The sequence below is a fragment of the Microcoleus sp. AT9b-C3 genome (assembly GCF_036705485.1).
Lineage (GTDB): Bacteria > Cyanobacteriota > Cyanobacteriia > Cyanobacteriales > Microcoleaceae > Microcoleus.
In genome coordinates, this window is sequence record NZ_JAUBUR010000008.1 from 185,918 (window position 1) to 198,152 (window position 12,235).

A 12,235-nucleotide genomic window follows, 5' to 3' on the forward strand; every position below is an offset into this window, starting at 1 on the left:
AGCCAAAATATATCGGTTTCCCTTCTTAATTTGGCGTTAAAATTAAAAGGTTTATCTATGCTATTAAATTGGAAATCCACGAAAGTAAATACAGAAAAGATTAAGCGACCAAATCCGTCGCGGGTGCGGGATCACTTGGCAAACGAGCGCACTTATTTAGCATGGATGCGGACAGCAATATCGCTGATGGGTTTTGGTGTAGTTATCGTGCGCCTTCGCGCCTTCCATCCCCCTATGCTGCCAACCCCCGGCAATGGTTGGAAGTTGGGTTTGCTTTTTTCAATAGTGGGTTTGCTGACGGTGCTCTTATCAACTAAGCACTACTTCGGCGTCCGCCACGATATCGATTACGATACTTATGAACCTACCGATCGCTGGGTAATTCTTTTCAGCCTCGCGATCGCCATCCTAGGGGCTGGCGTAATTTATTATATGTTCACCGTTCCTTCTAGCTCATTTGGTTTGATGGCACCTGAATAATGGTGGCGGTTTAATATGAATATTAAAGAGTTCGATCGCGCGCAATTATCGTTCAAACCGATGCAAGTAGATGATGAGAAACCAAACCAGCACAATCTGTCGCGGGCGATCGATCGATCGGCAAATGAGCGCACCTTCTTAGCATGGATGCGGGCTGCGATCGCCCTCATGGCTTTTGGCGTCGTCATCATCCGACTTCGCGTCGTGCAAATGCCCGTACATTACCGTCAGGCGATGGGGTGGAAGTTGGGTTTAATCTTCTCTCTAATAGGTTGGGTGACAGTCTTAATCTCAACTAAGCACTACTTCACCGTTCGCCACCAAATTGACCACGATACCTACAATCCCCCAGACGCAATGGTTTTATTGTTCAGTTTTGCTGTGGGCTTATTGGGAATTGGAGTAATTTATTCGATTTTGGCAGTCGCCCTCGCCCCAAGTAGTGTTGTAATACCCGATTGATTGTCAACAGGAGTTAATTATGAACAGCGATACAGTTGCCACAATCGCTTCCATTCTCATCTTAGGTGCTGCTATCTGGGCCACATTCGCAGTGCTGGAGACTGTCGCGAAAATAGTCCCTAAATTGCTGGGCGTGACAGTCGCGATCGGGATTTTGCTCGTTTACCTGCAATTTTACTGGGGAATTGATACTGCATATCTTTGGCAAACTGTCAAGCATTTGCCTGAAACTTTCAATTTCTCGATCCCAGCCTAAACCGATACCAGCCAGCATTCTCAACAACCTCTCCCTCATCGATATTTTTCTACCGGAAACAAAGTAGATTGAGCCGATCGCCAACAAAATACGGTAACTCGATTGACTTACTAGACATAACTCAGCTTTGCTGCTAAACTACGGTAAGTCGATCGAGTAATGAGCTATTAACGTGGAAAACGCTAAAAAAGTCAGTCAAGAGTACCAGCTTGCAGGACAACTCATCCAACAGTTGCCAGAAGCTAAAGGGTTTAAGGAAGTCTGGTTTAAAAAGATTAGAGGTGGCTTGCTTCTGGCAATTGGATATTTGCTATCCCCCCTGTGTTGGTGGAACGACATATTTTTCAATCTGCCAATTGCCTACGCCTTTGGATATATCTTTAGTTGGCTTTCCCCAGATTTACTGTTTCCTTGCACAATTGTCGGCTACTGGCTTTCCAATATTGCTGGAATTCTGTTGATGCAGCTAGGAACATTAGATGTTTTTACAGACAAACCCAAGGAAAAAAACATCAAAAAAGAGTTATTGACGGGTTTAGTTTCCTCAACCGCCTTCACCATTGTCGTTGTGGCATTGATTCATTTTAATGTTCTCGATACTCCCGATTTCTTTGCCGGCAAAGAGTCGGTTAACCTCAGCTATGTTTTACCTATGACGATATTCACTTCAAGGTAAAAGACAGAACATAAACCATCAATTAATCGAGGTTTTTTAATCAGTTACACAGGTAAATATAATAAAATCAGGGAGCTATTACACTACATTTTTTGTAGCTTTGTTTAATTGCATTTACTGAGTTTACCCTAGAATAGTGTAGCTAAAGACGCAAAACAAATAAGCGTTAAAGAACAAGATTTCGGGTAAAAAATATTGAAATGCAAGTAAGATTTTGCCTGTGTTGCTGTGTGGCAGGAGCCGCGCCAGTTATCTGTTTTTTGGTTGTTGGCAGCGCTTAATTACACAGTTTTTGGGCATAGCCGTGAACTACTTATTACTATCGTTTCTCAGCTTTTTTGTCGGCATTATCGTTGGTTTGACCGGAGTTGGCGGAGCCTCGCTCATCACCCCAATGTTAATTTTTGTTTTCCAAATTCCAGCATCAATTGCTATTAGTTCTGATGTCGTAGCTGCTACACTGATGAAAGTTGTTGGCGGCTTCAAACACTGGCAGCAAAAAACCCTCGACTTGCAAGTAGTTAAGTGGCTGGCTTTGGGCAGCGTGCCCGGTTCGCTGACTGGCGTGTGGATTTTACACTGCATCAAATCTAGCGGAAGTCAGGACTTAGACATCATATTGCTGCGCGTTCTCGGAGTAGCGATCGCCCTAATTGTCGCTTTATCGCTGACCCAATTAGCAGTCAAAACATTTTTCCCTAATTTTAAATTGCCTTCGCCCCCTGAATGGGACTTAAATACTAATTATGGTCGTATTTGTACGGTGAGTGCGGCAGCAATTTTAGGCTGCATAGTGGGAATCACTAGCGTGTCTTCCGGTGCGATGTTTGCACTGTTGCTGATTGCTTTTTTCCGCCTGGATACTTCTAAATTGGTGGGGACAGATATTTCCCAGGCGGCAATTTTGTTGATGTTTACATCTCTGGGACACCTCAGCCTCGGAACAGTAAACTGGAGTTTAGTTGTGCCAATTTGGTTGGGTTCGGTGCCGGGAGTTTTGGTAGGTGCTAAATTCTGCCAAATTATGCCTCAACGCCCGCTAAAGTTTGTGATTTACGGAATGTTGGCGGTGGCTAGTTGGAAGTTATATCAAGTCTGAAAAGTAGGGTAAGGTCAGAAGTATTGCTGTCAACAATCCCCTAAAAACCTTTGTATATCTTGTTTATAGCAGAGTCTAGATCCCCCTAAATCCCCCTTAATAAGGGGGACTTTGAGAAGAATGTTGTCCCCCCCTTATTAAGGGGGGTGAGGGGGGATCTAGACTTGGATACAACAAGAGAGACGGTCGGTTTGACGTTAAGTTGTCACCAATGCCCTACTACAATTTAATACTTGCTGACTAATGCTTCAAGTTCGCTGACCGTGGGCAATTCTAACTCCTTGAACAAGGCTGTACTGAGGTAGCGTTCGCCATAAGAAGGCTGCACAAAAACTATCAATTTTCCTGCATTTTCGGGACGCTTGCCGACTTGAATTGCGGCACACAAAGCGGCGCCTGCAGAAATTCCTGACAACAATCCTTCTTCTCTGGCTAGTCGGCGACTGTAGGCGATCGCATCTGCGTCGCTAACTGCGATCACCTCATCAATTAACTCGGGTTTCAACACTTCCGGGATGAATCCTGCGCCAATCCCTTGAATTTTGTGAGCACCAGATTTACCTCCAGAAAGCACGGGGCTGGTGGCGGGTTCAACTGCGATCGTCCTAAAACTCGACTTTCGCTGTTTAATTACCTCAGCAACTCCAGTAATCGTACCGCCGGTGCCAACTCCAGCAACTAAAAAATCTACTTTACCCTCTGTATCTTCCCAAATTTCCTCAGCCGTTGTTTCCCGGTGAATTTTTGGATTAGCGGGGTTGCGAAACTGTTGCAGCATGAAAGCGTCGGGGGTTTCTTCTACAATTTCTTCCGCACGGGCGATCGCGCTTAACATCCCTTCATGTCCCGGAGTTAATTCCAACCGAGCTCCGTAAGCTTTCAGCATCGATCGGCGTTCCGTACTCATCGTATCCGGCATAGTTAAAATCAGACTGTACCCTTTCGCCGCCGCGATCATCGCCAAAGCAATTCCAGTATTGCCTGAAGTCGGTTCAACTAAAATAGTTTTCCCCGGTTGAATTAGCCCCGCATCTTCTGCCGCCTGAATCATGCTAGCTGCAATCCGATCTTTCACCGAAGCAGCCGGATTCATCCCTTCCAATTTTGCCACAATGTGAGCAACTACTCCTTCGGCTTGGGGAATTTTATTGAGCTGAACTAAAGGAGTTCTGCCAATTATTCCTGTAACATCCTTAGCAATTCTCATGGCTTAATTTCTCTCCCTTTAAATGTAGTACATGGGATGTGCTTGTTTGCGAACATCCCGCTGTTCGCACAAATCTTGTAATGTGTATTTGCCCAAAACAGCCCAAGATGCCTGTTGAGCTTCCTGCCAGATTTCTAGCACCGCAGTTTTTTCTATTGTTACAGATTCCGAAACTTTTTGAGGCGGGCCGCTGCCGTCGCCTTCGAGTGTCGAAAACACCTCTAGCAAAGTAATTTGCCAAGGATCTTTCGCCAGCAAATAACCGCCTTTAGCACCCCGCAAACTCTGGACAATACTTGCACGCCTCAGCACGGCAAGAATTTGGTCTAGATAGCGTTCTGGTATCTCTTGAGAAGCAGTAAGTTCGTTCACTGTTAGGGGCGAATCCTTCGGGTGGTGACTCGCCAGTTCCAAGAGCGCTAACAGGGCATATTGTACTCTAGAAGATAGTTCCACATTCCCCACTGGCGATCGAGTTTAAATTGTACATTCTATAATAGTACATAATTCCGGTAGGTATATAGGTGTTAATATATTTTTATTACAAAAACGGTTGGAGAAATCCCGTGAGCAATGTAAATGTAGGTTTAAGCTGTCGGCACTGTCGGTATTACGAGCAACACGGGCATAGGGGCGGAAACTGCCTGATGCTCGGCGTGGGCGTACAGGGTGGGTGGAAAGCTTGCTCCTTCTTGGTTCCACCCTTTGCACCGTCTTGGGAACACCCCGAAGCAGGTAGATCCCGAAAGTCTCAAATGTTGCAGGGAGCGAGTATTTTACAGGCAATACCGCCCCCTTCAAGTAACTGCTAAGTAGGTAGGTGGACATATGCTGTCTCACCGTTAAGTTTATTCATACTCACCTACTTAACGGCAGTCAACAGGTGCGAGAAATCGCATCTGTTGGCAGTGAGAAGAAAGAAATCAGGACAAACAGAAAAGCAAGGGCGATAATCGCACTTGCTTTTGAACTTATTGACCAGTCGATGAGAAAACTTAACGCACATTCGCTCCCAATTATTTCTTGTCTATAAAACTGTGAATTTGCTCGAATATCGCATTGTCAGCGAAGATTTTTTTTGGCACTGCATTCCTACCACCTACATCAGCACCCGTAAACTATTAACAGTTAATATCCTTTTATATTTCGTAGTGCCACACCTCAGAAGGTTGCAGAATAATCCGGTGGAGCGGCAGACGATCGATCAAGCCTTGCTGCTCAAAATGACCGAGGGTGCGAGTGACAGTTACGCGACTTGTACCGATAATTTCTGCAATGTCCTGATGCGTTAAAATCATATCGATCATATGTCCTTGCTCTACCTCAGAACCAAACCTCTTAGCCAGCCAAGTTAATAGTTGATAGAGCATAAAATCAACTCTTTTGTAACCTCGCATTACCATAAAGTCTTCAGCCTGCTGAATGTGAGTGAGCAAAATATCTTTATTTAGCCACCGATCGCCCGATAGTAAAATTGCCTCGACTTTAGTGAGGCATTCAATTTGAAAAGGATCGCATTTGGATATCGCTTTGCCGATCGTATCACCAGGTCCCCACAATCCCAAGGTGATAATTGTGCCATCTTCAAGCCACGTTACAGTTCGCACTACTCCAGCTTCAATTCGCCAGAGAGCATTGCTTTTGTTCGGCAAGTGCGAGCGGCGAGAAAATATATGTCTGCTCGTTTCATCAATAGTTTTAGTGGAAAGAGAAGCAATAGTCATAGCCATTTACTGAAAGTATAAAACTTAGTTTGTCCAATAGCCACAGGATAGCGTTGCTGGCAAAAATCTATATAGATTAAAGCTTTACTAGATGCCGGCACCGTCTAAAAACTGTGTAATGAATAAATCAGAAGACAGGAACAATTGATGTTTTTCGACCTCTGCTGGCTCTGATTGAGTTGTCGTGAGCGGAGATAATTGAGATTTCAAAAAAGCAACCTGCTCTTCTAAATCCTTAATTCTATCGAACAAAGCTCGAATCGCTTGAGCTTCTAAATCCGGTAGACCTTGAGAATTTTGATAGTCTTCTAACTGCTTTTTTCGAGAGATAATACGGCCGGGGATTCCCACAACTGTGCAATCGCTAGGGACATCCCGCAGCACTACCGAACCCGCACCAATCCGAACATTATTGCCAATTTGAATATTGCCTAAAACCTTAGCACCCGCTCCCACAACTACATTTTCTCCCAGCGTCGGATGGCGTTTTCCTATTTCTTTACCCGTGCCGCCAATGGTAGCTCCTTGATAAATTACAGCATAATCTCCAACGATCGCAGTTTCGCCAATTACCACCCCCATGCCGTGGTCGATAAACACGCCCCTACCAATTTTCGCTCCTGGGTGGATCTCAATACCTGTTAAAAAGCGGCTTAGTTGGGAAATCAAGCGCGGTACAAACGGCAGGCCAGCGAAATAAAGCCAGTGTGCTATGCGGTGCAAAAAAAGTGCTTGCAGTCCGGGATAGCAAAATAATACTTCCAGCCAGTTGCGCGCCGCCGGGTCACGTTCGTAAATAATTTGCAAGTCACTGAACATATTTACTCTCGCCGTGTTTGGGTTATACAGTATCGGCAGTGCCGAGGGTTTAAGCTGCATAAAGCAGTATTGATTGTGGCATTATTACATATAATACTATAATCCGACCTAATTACAGTAGTTAATGAGAAAAATTTTTTTCTTCCCCAGCCCTTTCTAAGCTGCCTCGGATATTTTCCGCGAAACAAACGGTACAGCTTGTCTGACTTCTTGCCGCAGCGGAATCTCGATCGAGAATTGGGTCCCCAATCCCGGTGTCGAATCGCAGCGCAGCGTACCTTTGTGCTTTTCTACGACAATTTTATAGCTGATGGACAGTCCCAATCCTGTCCCTTTTCCGACCGGTTTCGTCGTAAAGAAGGGGTCAAACAGCCGTTTTTTGACATTTTCTGCCATACCGGGGCCGTTGTCAGATATCCGCACAATTATTTTGTCAGGAATTAAATATTCTGTGGTTATGGCGATCGCGATCGGATTGGCTTTCGCTGCTTTGGCCCCGCGATCGAGGTTGTAACTCTCAAGGGCGTCGATCGCATTAGCCAGAATATTCATAAACACCTGATTTAATTGTCCGGCATAGCACTCTACTAAAGGTAAATTGCCGTAGTTTTTCACAATCTCGATCGGCGGGCGATCGGCTGTAGCTTTCAGGCGACTTTGCAGAATTAGCAGAGTGCTGTCAATGCCTTCATGGATGTTGACAGGTTTCATTTCGCTTTCATCTAAGCGAGAGAAGTTCCGCAAAGATTGGACGATTTGAACAATGCGATCTGCTCCTATTTTCATCGAAGACAGCAGTTGCGGCAAATCTTTGCTGAGAAAGTCAAAGTCAATATTTTCTAAATACTTTGAAATTTCCGATGGAGGGTATAAATAGTGTTTTTGGTAGAGTTTAACCAACTCCAACAAATCGCTACTATATGCGCTGGCGTGTTGAATATTGCCGTAAATAAAACTAATAGGATTGTTAACTTCGTGGGCGACACCAGCGACTAATAAACCCAAACTAGACATTTTTTCCTGCTGAATCAATTGACTTTGAGTTTGCTGCAACTCTTGCAAAGTTTGTTCTAGCCGTTGAGATTTGGCCGTGCGTTCTGCTGCTATTTTTTCAATTAAAGCGGTATAATTCCACAAGCTCATTAGATAAAGTGTCGCCACCAAAGTTAAGATTGTCCCACAAATTAAAACAGTCAAAGAACGCCAAAATCTTAGAGGATTAATGTACTCTGGCGTTAGCCGCAGTTGCAGCAACCACCTGCGATTTTCAATATTGAGGATGCGGGTGCAACTGCTGCCATCCGGGCAGTAAGCTCTTTCCCCAATTTGAAGTTGATTTTTAATGTTTTCGTCGGTGACGATCCTTTTAGTCTTTGCTTCGTAAAAAGCGAGAAATCTTTCTGCTTCAGGAGCCATAGCATCTTGAAGATACACATTAACAAAGTGGAGTTGAGTTTCCTGTAAAGCCGACTTAACAATAGCATCAACGAGCAAAACTCCGAAAGCAAAACCTTTCAAATTTTCTTGACTCCTAGTAGGTAAATTTTGCAGCCATTGTGCAGTATCGCCAGCAGAAGTTCGACTAAAAATTGGCAGAAAGACGAAAACACTTGGTTGATTTTGTGAAGACCATTTTTGACGGTCAGTCGCGATAATTTCTTGTCTTTTGGCGGCTTTTTCTAACGCTAGCCGATTGGCAGTCAAATCTAAACCTAAATCTATTTCATCAGTCAGGAATTGCGGAGACTCAGAAACACGGGGCAGCCAAGCGATCGCCTTCAGGCTCGGATGGCGGTATAGGGCAGGACCAACAAATGTATTAATTTCGGGTTTTTTAACGCCGTCAAATACGCTGTAAAATGCTCCCACCGCCCGAATAATTTCTAAATTGCCGCTAACATCTCTCTGAATGTCTGTAGCTATTTTGTCCAGCCTGTCTTGCAGTTCGGCTTGCATGGATTTGTATTCCCAATTGTACGCAACTGAAGAGGCGATCGCAGACAGTCCCAATCCTGCACAAAGTGTTAATCCTGCTTGGATGTAACGGCGATAACTAAGTAAAGTGCTAGTTGCTAAATTCTTGAATTTGTTAGCAGTCATATTCTTCACCTATCCTTTTTTTAGTTCTTCCAGCCTCTACCTGCGATTTCTCGTTTTTCTGGTTCTCAGGCTCTGCCTGGGAATGAATTTCAGGAGGCTCTGCCTCCGATTGAGAGCCACGAGACAGCATTACCAGGCACAAGCCTGGTAACGATGTGGGAGGAGTGTTTTGTAAAAGCTCCCCAATAGTATTTTGAGTAAGATGCAGCCGCTGATTTAAATTGAATAAGCAGGGAAAGTCATTGCGTGTTTGGGCTTGACGTAAACGTGCTGATCGCGCGTTAACTGTAGAGCATCGAAGCGCTCGCGACTGACGTAAGCTGTTACTACCTGCTCGGATTCTAATACTAACTCCGTCTGTATTTCCCGCCCTAAATGAATGATGCGGCTGACTTTTGCTAATGAAAAACCAGACTCCGGCTTAGTTTTAATTTCCACGTCGTGGGGGCGCAAAAACACTACGTCCGAATGAGCGGCTCCATTATTGCGAGCCGTTGTGCCGTTACTGGCGAACAAACCCGCAGCATTCGACAGCACATTGACCGGCCCAATAAAACTCATCACAAAAGCTGATGCCGGTTTGTCGTAAATTTCAGCCGGAGTGCCAACTTGTTCGACTCTACCTTTGTTCATCACCACAATTTCATCGGCTACTTCCATAGCTTCTTCTTGGTCGTGAGTCACAAAAACTGTGGTGATGTTAACTTCTTTGTGAAGGTTGTGCAGCCACGATCGCAATTCTTTGCGGACTTTAGCATCTAATGCTCCAAAAGGTTCGTCTAGCAGCAGCACTTTTGGTTGAACTGCTAGAGCTCTGGCCAAAGCAACCCGCTGCCGCTGGCCGCCGGAAAGTTGCGAAGGATAGCGATCGCCCAAACCTGTCAACTGCACTAAATCCAAAAGTTCATCAACCCGCCTGCTAATTGAGCCTTTAGGAACTTTGCGAATTTCCATCGCAAAGGCAATATTTTTCCGAATACTCATGTGTTTGAACAAAGCGTAGTGCTGAAACACAAAACCGATATGCCGTTCCTGCACCGACTGATGAGTAGCATCTTCACCGATCAGGTAAATATGACCGCTGTCCGGCGGTTCTAGCCCCGCGATCATCCTCAGCAGAGTCGATTTCCCGGAACCGGAAGGCCCCAACAGCGCGACTAAAGAACCCCTTTTAATTTCCAAATTCACGTTGTCAATTGCGTGGAAGGAGCCGAAGTGTTTCGATACGTTCTGAACTGTAATGCTCATAAGTTTATTTACCTATTTTAGGAGTTGAGGATGTTAACTCCGAATACCAGACAGATTTACAGTAGTATATCCTGAAAAAAATATTTTGCAACACCTGTAACTTTTTGTATCGTATTTCTAGCCCTCCTGATGGGGACTGCGCTTTAAAGTTGACGCTGGCGGGCCGTCCGAGTTAAGCCGTCAGCGTTTCGAGATGTGGCTGTATCGTTCAGTTGACAGTTGACCGCTTGAGAGTTGACCGCACGCGGGGCGACCTCTACCTGGAAGTCCGAGGATTGGAGTAATGAATAGTCTTCTTTTAATTTCTCCCGATCGGGCTTGGGGCTTTAAACCAATTCTTTCTGGTAAAGGCGATAAATGCGATTCGTCAGTCAATTAGGGAAAAATTAAATGTCCCCGCCCCCAGTATGCAGGTAAAATGCCCAACAGCTTAGCAGCAATGGGTGTTTTGCGGTAGTCTGCTAGCCTGACGATTCCCCGACTCCCGACAATTGGCCAGTCCCGGCAATATTGAAGATTTCAGGTACGAATTGCTCAATCTGAACTGCGATCGCCCACAATTTATATGACAATAGTTAGTTCATAAGCATACAGGCTTCAGCTTTGACAAACTACCAGAATAGTAAATTCTAACCAGAACACCACTATGGGAAAACCAACAGGCTTTATCGAATTCTTGCGCGAATTGCCCTCCGAACTCTCACCAGTCGAGAGAGTCCACAACTGGGACGAATTTCACCTACCGATGGAGGAGGACAAACTCCGCACCCAAGGCGCGCGCTGCATGGATTGCGGCATTCCGTTTTGCCACACGGGCACAATTATCAGCGGCATGGCAAGCGGCTGCCCGATTAACAACCTCATCCCCGAATGGAACGACCTCGTATATCGCGGACTCTGGAAAGAAGCCCTAGACAGACTCCACAAAACTAACAACTTCCCCGAATTCACCGGTCGCGTCTGTCCCGCACCCTGCGAAGGCGCTTGCGTGCTCGGCATCAACAACCCGCCGGTCACGATTAAAAACATCGAAGCCGCAATTATCGACAAAGGCTGGGATGAAGGCTGGATTACCGCCGAACCACCCGCCAAACGCACCGGCAAAAAAATCGCCGTTATCGGTTCCGGGCCCGCCGGTTTGTCCGCCGCCGCGCAACTCAACAAAGCCGGTCATTGGGTAACAGTATACGAAAGAGCCGATCGACCAGGTGGCCTGCTAATGTATGGCATACCCAACATGAAGCTAGACAAAGAACAAGTCGTAATGCGCCGCCTCAAAGTCCTCGAAGACGAAGGCGTGACATTCGTCTGCAACACCGAAGTCGGCAAAGACTTGCCAGCAGAACAACTGCTAAAAGAATACGACTCCGTTGTGCTCTGTACCGGCGCCACCAAACCCCGCGACTTGGGCATCCCCGGTCGCGAATTAAAAGGCATCCACTTCGCAATGGACTTCCTGACTGCGAACACCAAAGCAGTTTTAGACAAGAGCACCAACGATAACTTCATCTCCGCCGAAGGCAAAGATGTCGTGATCATCGGCGGTGGCGACACCGGCACCGACTGCGTGGGCACCTCCATCCGCCACGGCTGCAAAAGCCTAGTACAGCTAGAAATCCTGCCGAAACCGCCCTCGGAACGGGCGGCCAACAATCCCTGGCCCGAATGGCCGAAAGTCTACCGCCTCGACTACGGCCAAGAAGAAGCAGCAGCCAAATTCGGCGACGACCCGCGCGGCTATCTCACCACGGCGACAAAGTTCGAGGGCGACGAAAACGGCAATGTCAAAGCCGTGCACACCGTTGAGGTGGAGTGGACGAAAAACGAGAAAGGCCAGTTTATTCCGAAACACATCCCGGGCACCGAAAAAGTGTTGCCGGCACAGCTTGTCTTGCTAGCGATGGGCTTCCTCGGCCCGGAACAGCCCTTGCTGGATGCGCTGGGATTGGAACGCGACGCGCGCAGCAATGTGAAAGCCGAGCACGAAAAATATACAACCAGCATTCCGGGAGTTTTCGCGGCTGGGGACTGTCGCCGGGGTCAAAGTTTGGTGGTTTGGGCGATTAATGAAGGGCGCGGCGTGGCCCGGGAGTGCGACCTTTATCTGATGGGGAGCACTGATTTGCCTTAAAGCAACCGGCTTGACGCATTGGTTTGTAGTAAG

At 46.3% G+C, this 12,235-nt stretch carries 12 protein-coding genes; 6 read left to right on the forward strand and 6 right to left on the reverse strand.

Annotated features, from left to right (window positions below; translation table 11 throughout):
* Positions 1 to 57: 57 nt before the first annotated feature.
* The 5 genes from QUB77_RS10300 (at position 58) to QUB77_RS10320 (ending at position 2,973) form a co-directional block, all read left to right on the forward strand.
* Entirely contained in the window at positions 58 to 480 is a 423-nt protein-coding gene (locus QUB77_RS10300) for a DUF202 domain-containing protein (protein ID WP_333171989.1), read from the forward strand.
* A 15-nt stretch (positions 481 to 495) separates the two neighbouring features.
* On the forward strand, positions 496 to 942 hold the full coding sequence (locus QUB77_RS10305) for a DUF202 domain-containing protein (protein WP_333171991.1): 447 nt from the start codon (positions 496 to 498) through the stop codon (positions 940 to 942).
* A 19-nt stretch (positions 943 to 961) separates the two neighbouring features.
* Entirely contained in the window at positions 962 to 1,198 is a 237-nt protein-coding gene (locus QUB77_RS10310) for a hypothetical protein (protein ID WP_333171993.1), read from the forward strand.
* 172 nt (positions 1,199 to 1,370) lie between these two features.
* Positions 1,371 to 1,874, forward strand: coding sequence for a hypothetical protein (locus tag QUB77_RS10315; protein WP_333171995.1), 504 nt, complete (start codon positions 1,371 to 1,373; stop codon positions 1,872 to 1,874).
* Between the two features lie 304 nt (positions 1,875 to 2,178).
* Positions 2,179 to 2,973: a sulfite exporter TauE/SafE family protein gene (locus QUB77_RS10320; protein WP_333171997.1), complete on the forward strand. Its 795-nt coding sequence runs from the start codon at positions 2,179 to 2,181 to the stop codon at positions 2,971 to 2,973.
* Positions 2,974 to 3,199: 226 nt separating this feature from the next.
* On the opposite strand, the gene cysK is transcribed toward QUB77_RS10320, so the two are convergent.
* From cysK to QUB77_RS10350, 6 genes are all read right to left on the reverse strand, one after another.
* On the reverse strand, positions 3,200 to 4,180 hold the full coding sequence (gene cysK / locus QUB77_RS10325) for a cysteine synthase A (protein ID WP_333171999.1): 981 nt from the start codon (positions 4,178 to 4,180) through the stop codon (positions 3,200 to 3,202).
* An 18-nt stretch (positions 4,181 to 4,198) separates the two neighbouring features.
* Entirely contained in the window at positions 4,199 to 4,636 is a 438-nt protein-coding gene (locus QUB77_RS10330; RefSeq protein WP_333172001.1) for an Rrf2 family transcriptional regulator, read from the reverse strand.
* Positions 4,637 to 5,319: 683 nt separating this feature from the next.
* A complete protein-coding gene (locus tag QUB77_RS10335) occupies positions 5,320 to 5,904 on the reverse strand; it encodes a Crp/Fnr family transcriptional regulator (RefSeq protein ID WP_333172004.1) in 585 nt (194 codons plus the stop codon).
* A gap of 87 nt (positions 5,905 to 5,991) precedes the next feature.
* Positions 5,992 to 6,723 (reverse strand): serine O-acetyltransferase, encoded by a 732-nt coding sequence (gene cysE, locus QUB77_RS10340; protein ID WP_445251730.1) that lies wholly within the window; start codon positions 6,721 to 6,723, stop codon positions 5,992 to 5,994.
* A gap of 156 nt (positions 6,724 to 6,879) precedes the next feature.
* Positions 6,880 to 8,823 (reverse strand): ATP-binding protein, encoded by a 1,944-nt coding sequence (locus QUB77_RS10345; protein ID WP_333172008.1) that lies wholly within the window; start codon positions 8,821 to 8,823, stop codon positions 6,880 to 6,882.
* A gap of 216 nt (positions 8,824 to 9,039) precedes the next feature.
* Positions 9,040 to 10,071 carry a sulfate ABC transporter ATP-binding protein gene (locus QUB77_RS10350; RefSeq protein ID WP_333172010.1) on the reverse strand — a complete coding sequence of 344 codons (1,032 nt, stop codon included), beginning with the start codon at positions 10,069 to 10,071 and terminating at the stop codon, positions 9,040 to 9,042.
* Between the two features lie 646 nt (positions 10,072 to 10,717).
* On the opposite strand from QUB77_RS10350, the gene gltD reads away from it, so the two are divergent.
* A complete protein-coding gene (gltD, locus tag QUB77_RS10355) occupies positions 10,718 to 12,202 on the forward strand; it encodes a glutamate synthase small subunit (RefSeq protein WP_333172013.1) in 1,485 nt (494 codons plus the stop codon).
* The last annotated feature ends 33 nt before the right edge of the window (positions 12,203 to 12,235 follow it).

Excerpts from the sequence above, each read along its gene's own strand:
- QUB77_RS10300 (WP_333171989.1), top strand. The coding sequence starts at position 58 with ATGCTATTAAATTGGAAATCCACGAAAGTAAATACAGAAAAGATTAAG.
- QUB77_RS10305 (WP_333171991.1), top strand. The coding sequence starts at position 496 with ATGAATATTAAAGAGTTCGATCGCGCGCAATTATCGTTCAAACCGATG.
- QUB77_RS10310 (WP_333171993.1), top strand. The coding sequence starts at position 962 with ATGAACAGCGATACAGTTGCCACAATCGCTTCCATTCTCATCTTAGGT.
- cysK (WP_333171999.1), bottom strand. The coding sequence starts at position 4,180 with ATGAGAATTGCTAAGGATGTTACAGGAATAATTGGCAGAACTCCTTTA.
- QUB77_RS10335 (WP_333172004.1), bottom strand. The coding sequence starts at position 5,904 with ATGACTATTGCTTCTCTTTCCACTAAAACTATTGATGAAACGAGCAGA.
- cysE (WP_445251730.1), bottom strand. The coding sequence starts at position 6,723 with ATGTTCAGTGACTTGCAAATTATTTACGAACGTGACCCGGCGGCGCGC.
- QUB77_RS10345 (WP_333172008.1), bottom strand. The coding sequence starts at position 8,823 with ATGACTGCTAACAAATTCAAGAATTTAGCAACTAGCACTTTACTTAGT.
- QUB77_RS10350 (WP_333172010.1), bottom strand. The coding sequence starts at position 10,071 with ATGAGCATTACAGTTCAGAACGTATCGAAACACTTCGGCTCCTTCCAC.
- gltD (WP_333172013.1), top strand. The coding sequence starts at position 10,718 with ATGGGAAAACCAACAGGCTTTATCGAATTCTTGCGCGAATTGCCCTCC.